At 69.6% G+C, this 15,236-nt stretch carries 15 protein-coding genes and 1 pseudogene; 11 read left to right on the top strand and 5 right to left on the bottom strand.

The features are described 5' to 3' along the window. A partial coding sequence (locus QZ753_RS10775; RefSeq protein ID WP_294643623.1) for a protein-export chaperone SecB occupies nucleotides 1–258 on the top strand: 258 nt, incomplete at its 5' end. Between the two features lie 105 nt (nucleotides 259–363). On the opposite strand, the pseudogene QZ753_RS10780 reads toward QZ753_RS10775, so the two are convergent. From QZ753_RS10780 to QZ753_RS10800, 5 genes and pseudogenes are all read right to left on the bottom strand, one after another. After that, nucleotides 364–1,200, bottom strand: a pseudogene (locus QZ753_RS10780) (EamA family transporter); the annotation flags it as partial. Nucleotides 1,201–1,248: 48 nt separating this feature from the next. Continuing rightward, the gene (gene dnaQ, locus QZ753_RS10785) at nucleotides 1,249–1,959 is read right to left on the bottom strand and encodes a DNA polymerase III subunit epsilon (RefSeq protein ID WP_294643597.1); all 711 of its coding nucleotides are present in this window, start codon (nucleotides 1,957–1,959) and stop codon (nucleotides 1,249–1,251) included. Between the two features lie 60 nt (nucleotides 1,960–2,019). Continuing rightward, nucleotides 2,020–2,613, bottom strand: a complete 594-nt coding sequence (coaE, locus tag QZ753_RS10790) for a dephospho-CoA kinase (RefSeq protein WP_294643599.1) — start codon at nucleotides 2,611–2,613, stop codon at nucleotides 2,020–2,022. After that, complete coding sequence (locus tag QZ753_RS10795) at nucleotides 2,610–3,446, bottom strand: shikimate dehydrogenase (RefSeq protein WP_294643600.1); 837 nt, start codon at nucleotides 3,444–3,446, stop codon at nucleotides 2,610–2,612. Before QZ753_RS10795 ends, coaE begins: the two co-directional genes overlap by 4 nt. After that, nucleotides 3,439–4,038 carry a Maf-like protein gene (locus QZ753_RS10800; RefSeq protein WP_294643602.1) on the bottom strand — a complete coding sequence of 200 codons (600 nt, stop codon included), beginning with the start codon at nucleotides 4,036–4,038 and terminating at the stop codon, nucleotides 3,439–3,441. Before QZ753_RS10800 ends, QZ753_RS10795 begins: the two co-directional genes overlap by 8 nt. A gap of 615 nt (nucleotides 4,039–4,653) precedes the next feature. Here QZ753_RS10800 and hemE point away from each other — a divergent pair. From hemE to QZ753_RS10850, 10 genes are all read left to right on the top strand, one after another. Beyond that, on the top strand, nucleotides 4,654–5,676 hold the full coding sequence (hemE, locus tag QZ753_RS10805) for a uroporphyrinogen decarboxylase (RefSeq protein ID WP_294643605.1): 1,023 nt from the start codon (nucleotides 4,654–4,656) through the stop codon (nucleotides 5,674–5,676). Between the two features lie 258 nt (nucleotides 5,677–5,934). After that, nucleotides 5,935–6,462 (top strand): protoporphyrinogen oxidase HemJ, encoded by a 528-nt coding sequence (gene hemJ, locus QZ753_RS10810; protein ID WP_090965103.1) that lies wholly within the window; start codon nucleotides 5,935–5,937, stop codon nucleotides 6,460–6,462. A gap of 70 nt (nucleotides 6,463–6,532) precedes the next feature. Next, entirely contained in the window at nucleotides 6,533–7,078 is a 546-nt protein-coding gene (locus tag QZ753_RS10815) for a gluconokinase (protein WP_367171506.1), read from the top strand. Nucleotides 7,079–7,282: 204 nt separating this feature from the next. Further along, nucleotides 7,283–8,548, top strand: coding sequence for a transcription termination factor Rho (gene rho, locus QZ753_RS10820; protein WP_055885966.1), 1,266 nt, complete (start codon nucleotides 7,283–7,285; stop codon nucleotides 8,546–8,548). 122 nt (nucleotides 8,549–8,670) lie between these two features. Then, the gene (locus tag QZ753_RS10825; protein ID WP_294643610.1) at nucleotides 8,671–9,156 is read left to right on the top strand and encodes a YbaK/EbsC family protein; all 486 of its coding nucleotides are present in this window, start codon (nucleotides 8,671–8,673) and stop codon (nucleotides 9,154–9,156) included. Continuing rightward, nucleotides 9,153–10,463: a tRNA uridine-5-carboxymethylaminomethyl(34) synthesis GTPase MnmE gene (gene mnmE, locus QZ753_RS10830; RefSeq protein ID WP_294643612.1), complete on the top strand. Its 1,311-nt coding sequence runs from the start codon at nucleotides 9,153–9,155 to the stop codon at nucleotides 10,461–10,463. The genes QZ753_RS10825 and mnmE overlap by 4 nt, the downstream gene beginning before the upstream one ends. 129 nt (nucleotides 10,464–10,592) lie before the next feature. Beyond that, a complete protein-coding gene (gene mnmG, locus QZ753_RS10835) occupies nucleotides 10,593–12,461 on the top strand; it encodes a tRNA uridine-5-carboxymethylaminomethyl(34) synthesis enzyme MnmG (RefSeq protein ID WP_294643614.1) in 1,869 nt (622 codons plus the stop codon). 61 nt (nucleotides 12,462–12,522) lie between these two features. Continuing rightward, nucleotides 12,523–13,185 (top strand): 16S rRNA (guanine(527)-N(7))-methyltransferase RsmG, encoded by a 663-nt coding sequence (rsmG, locus tag QZ753_RS10840; RefSeq protein ID WP_294643616.1) that lies wholly within the window; start codon nucleotides 12,523–12,525, stop codon nucleotides 13,183–13,185. A 64-nt stretch (nucleotides 13,186–13,249) separates the two neighbouring features. Continuing rightward, entirely contained in the window at nucleotides 13,250–14,059 is an 810-nt protein-coding gene (locus tag QZ753_RS10845) for a ParA family protein (protein WP_294643619.1), read from the top strand. 67 nt (nucleotides 14,060–14,126) lie between these two features. Beyond that, on the top strand, nucleotides 14,127–15,101 hold the full coding sequence (locus QZ753_RS10850; RefSeq protein ID WP_294643621.1) for a ParB/RepB/Spo0J family partition protein: 975 nt from the start codon (nucleotides 14,127–14,129) through the stop codon (nucleotides 15,099–15,101). Nucleotides 15,102–15,236: the final 135 nt, after the last annotated feature.

Genomic DNA, 15,236 nt, shown 5'->3' on the forward strand with positions numbered 1-15,236 from the left:
GCCGACACGCTGTTTCACGTGGAACTCGAATACGGCGGCGTGTTCCGCCTCGAGGGCTTCCCGCAGGAGCACATGCTGCCGGTCCTCTTCATCGAGTGCCCGCGCCTTCTGTTCCCGTTCGCGCGGCAGATCGTCGCCGACGTGACGCGCAATGCCGGCTTCCCGCCGCTGATGATCGACCCTATCGATTTCGCGGCGCTCTTCACGCAGCGCCTCGCCGAGGAGCGCACGAAGGCGCAGGTCCAGCCGGTCATCTGACAGCAGCTTGCCGAAGCATCGATCAGGGGCGCCCGGGACACCGGCGGCGCCCTTTTTCGTCAGGCGGCGCTGCCAGCGCGGATAGAGAAGGCCGAGCACGAGGCCGGACATGACGAGGAGCGCCGCCGCGATCTTCCACATCGGCAGCGGCTCGCCGAGGAGAAGCGCCGAGGCGCCCATGCCGAACAGCGGCACGAGGAGCGCCATCGGCGTGACCAGCGCGGCCGGATGGCGCGACAGGAGCCAGCCCCAGGCGGCATAGCCGAACATCGTGTTGCCGACGGTCTGCCAGAGGACGGCGGCCCAGGTCACGGCGTCGGCCTGCGCGAGCCCGGCACGGATCGCGTCCCAGCCCTCCAGCATGAAGGACAGGGCAAAGAGCGGCGGCGCCGAGAAGACGCTGCCCCAGATGACGTAGGGCAGCATGTTGGTGACGCGGCTGTGGCGCGCGACGATGTTGCCGCCCGCCCAGGACAGCGCCGCCACCAGCACCAGCGCGAGGCCGAGCGGCGTCGTGGTGCCGTCGGTGTGCGTCAGGATCACCCCAAGGCCGGCGAGCCCGAGGCCGAGCGCCACCCACTGGAACGGGCGTATCGTCTCGCCCGACAGGCGCATCGCCAGCGCGATCGTGAAGAAGACCTGGCTTTGGATGACGAGCGACGCGAGCCCCGGCGAGATGAGGCCGTTCATGGCGATGAACAGGAGACCGAACTGGCCGGTGCCGATCAGGACGCCGTAGGCGGCGAGATGGCTCCAGGGCACACGCGGGCGGGGAAACAGGAGGATGCCGGGCAGGGCCGCGAACAGGAAGCGGAGCGCCGCGAAGAGGAGCGGCGGCAGATGCTTCAGCCCCTCGTGGATCACCACGAAGTTGGTGCCCCAGACGGCGACCACCGCGAGACCGAGAAGGAAATGGCGAAACGGGAGAAGCGGCGCATCCATGCCGCCGCTTCTAGAAGCTCCGCGCCTCCCTGAACAGGCGCGCGATCGTCAGCTGTCGTAGCCTTCGACGCGCCGCCACAAGGGCGCGTCGCCGAGCCCCGAGACGAAGGCGCGGTGGGCCTCGTCCTCGGCGGCCGTCAGGCGGGATCCGAGCGGCACGGGGCGCGGCGGCAGCGCACGGCGCGCCCCGCCCTCGCCGCCCTCGTTCGCCCGCGCCTCGTCCTCGGTGACGAGGCGCAGCGCCGACTGCCGGCCGCCGATCAGCTCGATATAGACCTGCGCGAGAAGCTCGCTATCGACCAGCGCGCCGTGCTTGTTGCGCTTCGAGGTGTCGATCGAGAAGCGCGAGCAGAGCGCGTCGAGCGTCGCGGGCGCCATCGGAAACTTGCGCCGCGCCATGGTCAGGGTGTCGATCAGGCGGTCGGCCGGGATCGGCGGCCGGTCGAGGCGCGCGAGCTCGGCATTGATGAAGCGCATGTCGAACGTGCCGTTGTGCGCGATCAGCCGGGCGTCGTCGAAGAAGGCGAGGACGTCGTCCACCACCTCGGCGAAGACCGGCTTGTCCTTCAGGAAGTCGTCGGAGATGCCGTGGATGTCGAAGGCACCGGGATCCACCTTCCGCCCCTGCGGGCGGATGAAGCAGTGGAACTCGCGCCCCGTCGGGATATGGTTCCACAGCTCGATGCCGCCGATCTCGATCACCCGGTCCTCGGCGAAGTCGAGCCCGGTGGTTTCGGTGTCGAAGACGATCTCGCGCATGGAATTTCCCTCGGGGCTCTCCCCTCTCCATGTCGGACAGGCGGCGTCCGCGTGCAAGCCTCAAGTCTCGGGCAGCGCTCCGAACCGCTCGACGATCCGCCGCACCGCCTCCCGCGCGGCCTCCAGCCCCCGGCCCGTGTCGATCACGACATCGGCGCAGCGCCGCTTGTCGGCGTCCGGCATCTGGCTGGCGAGGATCGCCTCGAACCGCTCGGCCGTCATGCCGGGGCGTGCGAGGACGCGCGCGCGCTGGACCTCCGCCGGCGCAGTGACGACGAGGACGGCATCGACCCGCCCCTCGCCGCCGGTCTCGAAAAGGAGGGGGATGTCGAGAACCACGAGCGGCGCCCCCGCCTCGCGCGCGCCATCGAGGAACGCCTGCTCCTCCTCGCGCACCAGCGGGTGGATGATCGCCTCGAGCGAGGCAAGGGCCGGCTTGTCGCCGAGGACGCGGGCGCCGAGCGCCGCGCGGTCGACGACGCCGTCCCGCACCGTGCCGGGAAAGCGCGCCTCCACCAGCGGCGCGGCGCGTCCGGCATAGAGGCGGTGGACAGTGGCGTCGGCGGAATGGACGGGCACGCCGAGCGCTTGGAACATCTCGGCCGTCGTCGACTTGCCCATGCCGATCGAGCCGGTGAGGCCGAGGACCTTCACGCGGTCGCCTCGATGTCGGCGATCACGGCCGCACGCAGCGCCTCCTCGACGGCGGGCCGCCGCCCGAACCAGCGCTCGAAGCCCGGCACCGCCTGGTGCAGGAGCATGCCGAGCCCGTCGGCGGTGCGAAGGCCGCGCGCGGAGGCCGCCTGAAGGATCGGCGTCGCCAGCGGGACATAGACGATGTCGGTGACGAGGGCGCCCTCCGGCAGCGCCTCGATCGCGCGGACATCGGCCTCACGGAGGCCCTCCGGATCGGCGGGCCGCGTGTTGACCACGAGGTCGCAGGACCGGGCGAGCACGGAAAAGTCGTCCTCGCCGCCCGCCTCGGCCCGGAAGGCCTCCGCCAGACGCTCGGCGCGCGCGCGCGTCCGATTGAGGATGGTGATGCGGGCGATCCCGGCTTCGCGCAGCGCATGCACCACGGCGCGCGCCGCGCCGCCGGCGCCCAGCACCACGGCGGTTTGCGCCTCGCGCCAGCCGCCGAGGCGCTCGTCGAGATTGGCGGAGAAGCCGTAGGCGTCGGTGTTTCCGCCGGTCAGACGGCCGTCCTCGAACCAGAGCGTGTTGACCGCGCCGATGGCCTCCGCCGCCCCGTCGAGCCGCGCGGCGGCGGCGAACGCAGCCTCCTTGTGGGGAATGGTGACGTTGCCGCCCACAAAGCCCTCGCCCTGCAGCCGGTCGAGAAAGCCCGAGAAATCCTCCGGCGGCACGGCGATCCGCTCGTACGAGCCCGGGATCCGCAAGTCACGAAGCCAGGTCCCGTGGATCAGCGGCGAGCGGGAATGGGAGATCGGCCAGCCGGTGACGAAGGCGCGGGGGGCCTCACGCATCGAGCGCGCCCCGCGCCCGCAGCTCCCGGATCAGCGGCAGCATGGGCAGGCCGATGATGGTGAAGAGGTCGCCCTCGATCCGCTCCATCAGCTGCAGGCCGCGCCCTTCCACCTGATAGGCGCCGACGCTTGTCAGCACCCCGTCGCCGGCGGCGGCGAGGTAGCGCCCGATCTCGGCCGGCGCGAGGTCGCGGAAGGTGATCGAGGCGCGCGAGACATGCCGCCAGACCGCCGTGCCCCCTTCGGCCAGCACCACGGCGCTGTCGAGATGATGCGTGCGGCCCGACAGCTTCAGGAGGGTGCGACGCGCGGCCTCCATGTCGGCTGGCTTGTGCAGCACCTCGTCGCCGATCGACAGGACCTGGTCGGCCCCGATCACAAGCGCCCCGGGGCGCCGCTCGGACACGTCGACCGCCTTCGCCTCGGCCAGCACCAGCGCCACCTCGTCGGGCGTCGCGCCGGAATCCAGCAGCGGCGCTTCGACCAGCCGCTCGTCCAGCGTCGAGGGATCGGCCTCCGCCGTGATGCCGGCTTGCGTCAGCAGCGCCTGCCGGTGGCGGCTGCCCGAGGCCAGGACGAGATCGCGATTCATGCCGGCATCCTTTCCCGCGCCTTGCCGCGCGTCCTTAAATCTTTGTTCAAACAGCGCTTGTTTATTAGAGCCCGCGAAACGCGGGAAGCGGCTGCGCGAAGCGGGACTCGATTCTTCCCCGCCCGTCCAGCGAAAGCTCGGGCGGCCCCCGCAATTGTCGGCCCTCTGTGGGAATCAGGGGACCGGCGGCACGCCGCTCTGGCAAGCGATTTCGCCCCTTTTGAAAACTCCGCCGTCATCCACAGTTCACGAGCGCTCCGGGGCTGTGGTCCGGCGCTTGTGAATTTCGGGGACGCTCTTTTCCGCTCCCCGGCTTCTTCGCCTGCCAAACGCCTGATGCGGCGGCCGCTTCGCCCCCGCGCACCGCCAGCTGCGCCGAACCCCTCTTTGCGGCGCTTCGTTTCGCCCCTGTGAATTCCCGTGATCCACCGACTCATAGAATCAGAATCTCAGATTCATGGATTTCTTTTCTAAGAGGGGCGGACGGGAAAACCCTCCGGGCTATCTGACGAGCCATCGGCGCCGGGCCACGGGCCGGTCTCGAAAGAGACTGGACGCGGGGCCTCGCGCCGGGCATCCCTCGCCTCGCCCGTGCCGCTTCCCGAAAGGTGTCCCATGCCAGAGCGCAAGCTCCTGCGCGTTCTCGCCGGCGAGACCGTGTTCCCGCCCCCGATCTGGCTGATGCGTCAGGCCGGACGATACCTGCCCGAATATCGCGAGACGCGGGCGCGGGCCGGCGGCTTCCTCGACCTCTGCTACAATCCGGATTTTGCCACCGAGGTGACGCTGCAGCCGATCCGCCGCTTCGGCTTCGACGCGGCGATCCTCTTCTCCGATATCCTCGTGATCCCCGACGCCCTGCGGCGCAACGTTCGTTTCGTGCAAGGCGAGGGTCCGCAGATGGATCCGATCGCGCCGCACGAGATCGCCGGCCTCGACCCGACCAATGCCGAGACCCACCTCGCGCCCGTGATCGCGACCGTCGCGCGCCTGCGCGCCGAACTGCCTGACGAGACCACCCTCATCGGCTTCTGCGGGGCGCCCTGGACGGTGGCGACCTACATGATCGCCGGCCACGGCACGTCCGACCAGGGTCCGGCGCGCCGCTTCGCCTACCAGCACCCGGAGGCCATGGACGAGCTTCTGGAGCTCCTCGCCGAGATGAGCGCCGAGTATCTGATCCGCCAGCTGCAGGCCGGGGCCGACTGCGTCCAGATCTTCGATTCCTGGGCGGGCGTCCTCGACGAACTGTCCTTCCATCGCTTCTCGATCGGACCCACCCGCCGCATCGTCGAGCGCGTGCGCGCCGCCGTGCCGCACGCCCGCATCATCGGCTTCCCCAAGGGCGCCGGACCGCTCCTGCCCGCCTATCGCGAGGGCACGGGCGTCGACGCCGTCGGCCTCGACTGGTCCGTCCCCTTCTCCTTCGCCGCCGACCTCCAGAAGACGGGACCCGTCCAGGGCAACCTCGATCCCTTGCGCCTCATCGCTGGCGGCCGCGCGCTGGACGAGGGCATCGACGCCATCCTCCAGAGCCTCGGCCACGGCCCGCTGATCTTCAACCTCGGCCACGGCATTACGCCCGACGCGCCGATCGCCCATGTCGAGCACCTCGTCGAGCGGGTGCGGCGGGGGTGAGGGAAGACGGGGGCGCCGCCCCCGGCCCCGCCAGGGGAAATGATTTCCCCTGGACCCCTCCTTGTTTCGCGATGTGTCCGAAGGTCGGGAGGGCCAGCGGCCCTCCCGACCTTCGGAAAAGTCCCGAACGAAAAGAAGGGTTCGGGAATTCCTTCCCGAGCGGGGATCGGGGCAGCAGCCCCGCCATCCCGGCACCCCGCCGCTTCCGTTCGGTGCGGTTCTCGACTAGGCAGGCGGGGTGCCCTGCCGGAGGATGCCATGACCGTTTCGCCCAAGCCCGTCGCGAAGGACCGTTCGCTGCTCTACGCGCTGGCCGGCGGGGTGGTGCTGGCGGTCCTCCTGTTCGGGCTGGTGCCGCTCGAGGCGCAGCTCTGGGTGAAGAGCCTGCACATCCTCGCGGTGATCTCGTGGATGGCGGGGATGCTCTATCTGCCGCGTCTCTTCGTCTACCACACCGAGGCGGGGGCGGGATCGCGCGAGGCCGAGACGTTCAAGGTGATGGAGCGGCGCCTGATGCGCGGCATCATCAACCCGGCGATGGTCGTGACCTGGGTGGCGGGCTTGTGGCTGGCGATCGAGGTGTTCCAGTTCCGGGGCGGCTGGCTGCACGCCAAGCTCCTGTTCGTGGTGCTCCTGTCGGGCGTCCACGGCTACCTGTCGGCCTCGCGCAAGCGGCTGGAGCGCGACGAGATCACCAGGTCGAGCCGGCATTGGCGGATCATGAACGAGGTGCCGGCGCTCCTCATGGTGGTGATCGTGATCCTCGTGGTGGTGAAGCCGTTCTGATCGCCGCTTGCCTTTCGCCGCGCCGGTGCGATCTATCGCGGACCTGAAACCCGACGGAGCCGAGGTTCCCGTGTCCGACGCCCCCGACCGCCCCGTCTGCCTCGTCGTCATGGGCCCGTCGGGCACCGGCAAGACGACGACGGCCAAGGGACTAGCGGCAAGGCTCGGCTGGCGCTTTGCCGAGGCCGACGAGTTTCACCCGAAAGCCAACATCGACAAGATGTCGGCCGGCATTCCCCTGAACGACGAGGACCGGGCGCCGTGGCTCGTGGCGATCCGCGACTGGGTGTCGGACGAGGCGGTGGCCGGACGCTCCACCGTGATCACCTGCTCGGCGCTGAAGCGGCGCTATCGCGACGTGTTGCGCGGCGCGGCAGCGCGGGTGCGCTTCGTGGAGCTGAATGGCGACGAGGCGCTGATCCGCGAGCGCATGGAGAAGCGGAAGGGGCATTACATGCCGCCCTCGCTGCTCGCCTCGCAATATGCCGACTTCGAGCCGCTGCAGCCGAACGAGGACGGCGTGCGGGTGCCGGTCGAGGCGGCGCCGGAGGCCGTGGTGGACGACGCGCTCAGCCAGCTTTCCCTCGGACCCGCGGTGCCGATCGGCGGCGGCTGAACGAAGCCCGCTTGCGCTGGCGCGCCTGCGGCATTATAGACTGAACGCGTATCCCGCCTCCGGCGCGACGCAGCCATGCCTGCGATCCCGCCCTTTCAGCCGAACATGTCCATCCTCGTTCCGGCCTGACCCTTTCCCCGATCGTTGACGCCCCCGTGCCGCGCGACCCCTCGAAGGTCCGGATGGGGTTGGAGCCCATTTGACATGTCCGAGATCAAACTCCAGGACCTCAAGAACAAGAACGCCGCCGAACTCGTCGCCTTCGCCGAGGAGAACGAGGTCGAGAACGCCTCGGTCCTGCGCAAGCAGGAGCTCCTCTTCGCCATCCTGAAGCGCCTCGCCGCGCAGGACGTCGAGATCATCGGCGAGGGCGTCGTCGAGGTGCTGCAGGACGGCTTCGGCTTCCTGCGCTCGCCGGAGGCCAACTACCTGCCCGGCCCCGACGACATCTACATCTCGCCGTCCCAACTGCGCCGCTTCTCGCTGAAGACCGGCGACACGGTCGAGGGCACGATCCGCTCGCCGAAGGATGGCGAGCGCTACTTCGCGCTCATGAAGGTCAACACGATCAACTTCGACGACCCGGAGAAGATCAAGCACAAGAGCCACTTCGACAACCTGACGCCGCTCTACCCGAACGAGCGCTTCAAGATGGAGTTCGCGGACTCCACCAAGAAGGACCTCTCGGCCCGCGTCATCGATCTCGTCGCCCCGCTCGGCAAGGGCCAGCGCGCGCTGATCGTCGCCCCGCCGCGCACCGGCAAGACGGTGCTCCTGCAGAACATCGCGCACTCGATCACCGCCAACCACCCGGAATGCTACCTCATCGTCCTGCTCATCGACGAGCGCCCCGAGGAAGTCACCGACATGCAGCGCTCGGTGAAGGGCGAGGTCGTCTCCTCCACCTTCGACGAGCCGGCGACGCGCCACGTGCAGGTCGCCGAAATGGTGATCGAGAAGGCTAAGCGCCTCGTCGAGCATGGGCGCGACGTCGTCATTCTTCTCGACTCGATCACCCGCCTCGGCCGCGCCTACAACACGGTGGTCCCCTCCTCCGGCAAGGTCCTGACCGGCGGTGTCGACGCCAACGCCCTCCAGCGCCCCAAGCGCTTCTTCGGCGCCGCGCGCAACATCGAGGAAGGCGGCTCGCTGACGATCATCGCGACGGCCCTCATCGACACCGGCTCGCGCATGGACGAGGTAATCTTCGAGGAGTTCAAGGGCACCGGCAATTCCGAGCTCGTGCTCGACCGCAAGGTCGCCGACAAGCGCATCTTCCCGGCGATGGACATCCTCAAGTCCGGCACGCGCAAGGAGGACCTCCTCGTGCCGCGCCAGGACCTGCAGAAGATCTTCGTCCTGCGCCGCATCCTCGCGCCCATGGGCACGACCGACGCGATCGAGTTCCTCAACGACAAGCTGAAGCAGACGAAGTCGAACACCGACTTCTTCGATTCGATGAACACGTAAGGCTTTCCAAGCCGTCCCGCATCGAAGGGCCGCCGTGGCGACACGGCGGCCTTTTTCGTGGGATCGCGCGCCGTGATGCGCTAGAGCCGGAGACGACGCTACCAGCCCGAGGCCGCGCCGCCATGTCCGATCATCCGACCCGACCCGATGCCGTGCGGCGCGTGGAGATCGCGGCGCTCGCCAAAAGCCTGCCCATCCGCGTCGTGGAAACCGAGACCATCGCGCGCACCGCGGAGGAAGCGGCGAGCGCCGTCTCGGTCGCCGTCGGGCAGATCGTGAAAAGCCTCGTGTTCCGGGGCAAGGAGACGGGCGAGCCCTATCTCCTTCTCGTGTCCGGGGCCAACCGGGTGGACGAGAAGGCGGTCGCGCAAGTCGTCGGCGAGGCGCTCGGCCGGGCGGACGCCGACTTCGTGCGGGACGTGACCGGCTTTGCGATCGGCGGCGTCGCGCCGCTCGGCGCCCCGCGCCCCTTGCGCACCTTCATGGACCGCGACCTCCTGGCTTTCCCCTTCGTCTGGGCGGCGGCGGGCACGCCGTTCCACGTCTTCGAGACCGTGCCGGACGCGCTTCGCATCGCCTGCGACGCCGACGTGATCGCGGTCCGGTGAGCTTCGACGACACGATCGCCGCCCTCTCCTCCGGCGCGCTGCCGGCGGGGATCGCGGTGCTGCGGGTCAGCGGGCCGCAGGCGCGGCTGGCGATGGAGCGGATCGCCGGCGGCGTGCCGGAGCCGCGCCGAGCCTCCTTGCGAACCTTTCGCGACGGCACGGGTGCCCCGATCGATCGCGGGCTCCTCCTGTTCTTTCCGGCGCCGGGTTCGGTCTCGGGCGAGGATCTCGCCGAGTTCCATGTCCATGGCGGACGGGCGGTTGCCGGCGCCATGCTCGCCGCGCTCTGCGCCCTGCCCGGCATTCGCCTCGCCGAGGCCGGCGAGTTCACCCGCCGCGCCTTCGAGAACGGCCGGATCGATCTGACGGAAGCCGAAGGGCTCGCCGATCTCCTCGCCGCCGAGACCGAGGGCCAGCGCGCCCAGGCGCTCGCCCAGGCCGAGGGCGGCATGCGCCAGCTCGCCGACGGTTGGATGCGGCGGCTCCTGCGAGCGCGGGCGCTGATCGAGGCGGCGTTCGACTTCTCCGACGAGGGCGACGTCGCGGACGATGTCTCGGCCGGCGTCTCGGCCGAGGTGCGGCGCCTTGCCGCCGAGATGCGCAAGAGCCTCTCCGGCGCGCGTCGCGGCGAGATCTGGCGCGACGGCTTCCACGTTGTGATCGCGGGGGCACCGAATGCCGGCAAGTCCAGCCTCCTCAATGCGCTGGCCGAGCGGGACGTCGCGATCGTCTCGGCAATCCCCGGCACGACGCGCGACGTCATCGAAGTGCGGCTCGACCTCGCCGGCATTCCGGTACGCCTGTCCGACACGGCAGGCCTGCGCGAGACGGGCGACGTCGTGGAGGCGATCGGTGTCGAGCGGGCGCGCCGGGCGTTGGACGAGGCGGATCTCGTGCTCCACCTCGTCGCGGCGGACGGCGACGAGGTGGCATTGGAGACCCACGCTCCGATCCTCCACGTTCGTACCAAGTCCGATCTCGTAGCTGAAGGTTTGCCGGCAAACTCGAACTTGGCGGTTTCCGTGCACGATGGCCGTGGAATCGGCGAGCTTCTCGATCGGATCACCGCGGCCGCGCGTGCCAAAGCAGGCGATCCAACGCAGGTGGTGCCGACGCGCCTGCGCCATCGCGAGATCATCGCCGGCACGCTGGAATGGCTGGAGGCCTACGATCCCGAGCACCAGCCACCGGAGGTCGCCGCCGAAACGCTGCGCCTTGCCGCCGACCGTCTGGGGAGCCTCACCGGCCGCACCGGGGTCGAGGACCTTCTCGGTGTGATCTTCGGCGAATTCTGCATCGGGAAATGAGGTCGGCGGCGCGGGTGGAGAACAGCCATGCCAGGCGACGAACGGGTGGGCTGGCGAGGGCAGCCTGACCGGCCTCGATTGACAGTCTTCGTCCGCTGCGGCTTAACCCATCTCATGACACAGAAACCAATGGATGTTTCCGCCGACGTCGTGGTGATCGGCGGCGGCCATGCCGGCGTCGAGGCGGCGTGCGCCGCCGCGCGGGCGGGCGCGGCAACGATCCTCCTGACGCATGCCTTCGAGACCGTCGGCGCCATGAGCTGCAACCCCGCGATCGGCGGGATCGGCAAGGGCCACCTCGTGCGCGAGATCGATGCGCTCGGCGGCGTCATGGGTCGGGCGGCGGACCGCGGCGGCATCCAGTTTCGCTTGCTCAACCGGCGCAAGGGCCCGGCGGTACGTGGGCCCCGCACGCAGGCCGACCGCAAGCTCTACAAGGCGGCGGTCCACGCCGCCGTGTGGGCGCAGGACGGGCTGTCGGTCGTCGAGGGCGACGCCTTCGATCTCGAACTCGATGCGGCCGGGCGCGTTGCAGCCGTGATCCTCGACGATGGTCGCCGCATCGCCTGCGGCGCGGCGGTGCTGACCACCGGCACGTTCCTCAACGGTCTCATCCATATCGGGACGGAGAAGATCCCGGCGGGCCGCGTCGGTGAGAAGCCGTCGCTTGGCCTCTCCGCCACGCTGCGCCGCTTGGGGCTCCGCCTCGGCCGCCTGAAGACGGGCACGCCGGCGCGGCTCGACGGCACGACGATCGACTGGGCCTCGCTCGACCGGCAGGGCCCCGACGCTGAGCCCTACCCGTTCTCCTACCTGACGACCGTGATCGCGAACCCGCAGATCGACTGCGGCATCACCCGCACGACGCCGGAGACGCACCGCATCATCCGCGACAATCTCCATCGCTCGGCGCTCTATTCCGGCGAGATCGAGGGCGTCGGCCCGCGCTACTGCCCGTCGATCGAGGACAAGATCGTCAAGTTCGGCGACCGCGACGGCCATCAGGTCTTCCTCGAGCCGGAAGGCCTCGACGACGCGACCGTCTATCCCAACGGCCTGTCGACCTCGCTGCCGGCATACGTGCAGGAGGCGTTCCTGCGCTCGCTGCCGGGGTTGGAAAAGGTCGAGGTGCTGAAACCCGGCTATGCCATCGAATACGACCATGTCGACCCGCGCGAACTGACACGGGCGCTGGAGGTGCGCGCTGCACGCGGCCTGTTTCTCGCCGGTCAGATCAACGGCACCACCGGCTACGAGGAGGCGGCGGCGCAGGGGTTGCTGGCGGGCCTCAACGCGGCGCGGCGCGCCGGCGGGGCGGAGCCCGTCGTCGTCGATCGCGCCGACGCCTATCTCGGTGTGATGGTCGACGACCTGACGCGCACCGGCGTCACCGAGCCCTATCGCATGTTCACGAGCCGCGCCGAGTTCCGCTTGAGCCTTCGCGCCGACAACGCCGACCGCCGCCTGACCCCGCTCGGCATCGAATGGGGACTGGCCGACGGGGAGCGCCGCGCGGCGTTCACGGCCAGCGAGGCGGCGCTCGGCGCCGCGCGCACCACGCTGGAAGGGCTGACCCTGACGAGCAGCGAGGCAGCTCGGCAGGGTCTGCCGGTGAATCAGGACGGGCGCACCCGCTCGGCCTGGGTGCTGCTCTCCCACGCCGACATCGGTTTCGACGATCTGACCAGGGTCTGGCCGGAACTCCAGGCGATCCAAGGGTCGGTTCGTGACCGGATCGAGATCGAGGCCGGCTATAACGTCTATCTCGACCGCCAGCGCCGCGACCAGATGCAGCTGAAGCGCGACGAGGCGAAGGTCTTTCCGGCGGGGTTCGATTTCGATGGGATCAAGGGCCTGTCTAACGAACTTCGCCAGAAGCTCGTGGAGCGTAGGCCGGCGAGCCTTGCCGAGGCGGAACGCATCGACGGCATGACCCCGACCGCTCTCGCCCTCCTTCTCGTCGCCCTTCGAAAGCAAGACCTTGCCCGCGCCGCGTGACCGACGGGGCCCGCCGCCCCGCAAGCCCGCGGACGTAAAGCGTCCGGCGCCCAAGCCCAAGATGGGCAAGGCCGCGACGGAGGCGAAGCTTGCCGAGGAGCGCGCGCTCGTCCTCTCGCGCCACGCTGTTTCACGTGAAACAGGGGAACGGCTCGACGCCTACGTCGCCCTACTGCGGACCTGGCAGAAGAGCATCAACCTCGTCTCGCCCGCGACGATCCCCGAAATTTGGACCCGGCACGTCGAGGACGGGCTGGTGCTCGGCGAACGCGCCAAGGGTATCTCGCGTTGGGCCGATCTCGGCTCGGGCGCCGGCTTGCCGGGTCTGATCCTCGGCATCCTCATGGCCGAGCGCGAGGGCGGCGAGGTGCATCTCGTCGAGAGCAACGCCAAGAAGGCGGCGTTCCTGCGCACGGTGGCGCGCGAACTGTCGCTTCCCGCAACGGTCCATGCCGAGCGGATCGAGGACTGCGGCGCAGTGCTCTCCGCCGTCGAGGCGATCAGCGCGCGCGCGCTCGCATCGCTGGACGATCTCTTCGCGCTCGTCGCACCGCACACCCGGCCGGACACCGTCTACTGGTTCCTCAAGGGGCGCACCCACGAGAGCGAGATCGCGGATGCCGCTGCCCATTGGCGTTTCGACATGGTAAAGCATGCCTCGCCGGTCGAAGACGGCTCGGTGCTCCTGGAGATCCGTCGCCTCGAGCGCCTGGCGGCCCGCTAGGGATCCACGACCCGCAATCGAAGGCATGGACCCGGCCTCCCCAGACCCGGGTGGAGTTGACACGATGGACACGCTTTCCGTCCCGCGCATGCGGGTCATCACGGTTGCGAACCAGAAGGGCGGCGTCGGCAAGACGACGACCGCCATCAACCTCGCGACGGCGCTGGCCGCCATCGGGAAGCGCACGCTCCTGATCGACCTCGATCCGCAGGGCAACGCCTCGACGGGCCTCGGCATCGATCGCGAGGACCGCGCGGTGTCGTCCTACGACGTCCTCGTCGAAAGCGCGTCGGTCACCGATGCGGCGATGGAGACGGCCGTTCCGAACCTCTGGGTCATCCCCTCGACGCTCGATCTTCTCGGCGTCGAGATGGAGATCTCGACCGCGGCGAGCCGCGCCTACCGCCTGCGCGACGCGCTGCATTTCCATGTCGAGGAGACCGCGCGCTTCGATTTCGTGCTGGTCGACTGCCCGCCCTCGCTCAACCTTCTCACCGTCAACGCGATGGCGGCGGCCGACGCGATCCTGGTGCCGCTCCAGTGCGAGTTCTTCGCGCTGGAAGGTCTCAGCCAGCTTCTGGAGACGGTGGAGCAGGTGCGCGACACCTTGAATCCCGCGCTGTCCCTCCACGGGATCGTGCTGACGATGTTCGACGGGCGCAACAATCTCGCGAGCCAGGTGGTGCGCGACGTGCGCTCCTACATGGGCGACCACGTCTACGAGACGATCATACCGCGCAACGTGCGCGTTTCGGAAGCGCCGAGCTTCGGCAAGCCGGCGATCCTCTACGACATGAAGTGCCCGGGCAGTCAGGCCTATATCCGTCTGGCCTCCGAGGTCATCCAGCGCGAGCGCGATCTCGCCGCCGCCTGACCCGTCCGGTTCGCCGGCCCATCGTTTTCGGGCAAGACGCCCCCGTATCTGAACCAGGAGACCCCGCATGACCGAGGACAAGGGACGCCAAAGGCTGGGACGCGGGCTTGCGTCGCTGATCGGCGGTTCGGCCTCCTCGACCCTGCCCTCGCGGGCGGGCAGCGCGTTTCCCGGGCCCGCGATGGCGCGCGAAGCCCAGGTCGGCGAGCGGCGCGTCCCGACCTCGGACCTCCGTCCCAATCCGAAGAACCCGCGCCGCCATTTCGACGAGACCGAACTCGAGGAGCTGACGGCGTCGGTCCGCCAGCACGGCGTGGTGCAGCCGATCCTGGTGCGCCGGGTCGAGGGCGCGGGCGGCTTCGAGATCGTGGCCGGCGAGCGCCGCTGGCGGGCCGCCAAGGCGGCGGCGCTGAAGGACGTTCCGGTCGTCCTGCGCGAGATCTCCGACCGCCAGTCGCTCGAGATCGCGATCATTGAGAACGTGCAGCGCGCCGACCTCGACCCGATCGAGGAGGCGCTCGGCTACGAGATGCTGATCGCCGAGCACGGCTACACGCAGGCCGACCTCGCCGACGTCGTGGGGAAGAGCCGCAGCCACGTCGCCAACACGCTGCGTCTTCTGAAGCTGCCCGACAGCGTCAAGGACATGGTGCAGCGGGGCGAACTGTCGGCCGGCGCCGCGCGCACCGCGGTGGCGCAGGACGATCCGGAAGCCTTCGCCCGGCGCATCGTCGACGAGGGCCTCAGCGTGCGCGAGGCGGAAAGTCTGGCGCGTGGGCCGGACGCCCCCCCTGCCCCAAAGCCCGCCCCGCGTCGCCGCACGCCGGTCGCCCCGGCAGCGCCGCAGGCGTCGGACGCGCGGGCGCTCGCCGATCTCCTGTCCGAGACGCTCGGCCTGCCCGTGTCGATCGAGATGGCCGGCCAGGGCGGCACGCTGCAGCTCGCTTTCCGCGACCTCGACCAGCTCGACGCCGTCTGTCGCCTGCTTCAGGCCGGCGAACGCCGGGACACCGAGAGCGGGCCGCGCATCCGCAGTCTGTAAGCCGGCTTACTCGGCCGGAAGCGGGCAGGCCATGTCGCCCTCCTCGCAGTCGAGATAGTCTTGGAGATCGGCGCTGCGGCGCGCGGTCTTCTCGGCTCGGCACTGGGCCTCGACCATCGGCTGGGCGCTGCCGCC

Origin of the sequence: uncultured Aureimonas sp. (assembly GCF_913775355.1) — a bacterium.
Lineage (GTDB): Bacteria > Pseudomonadota > Alphaproteobacteria > Rhizobiales > Rhizobiaceae > Aureimonas.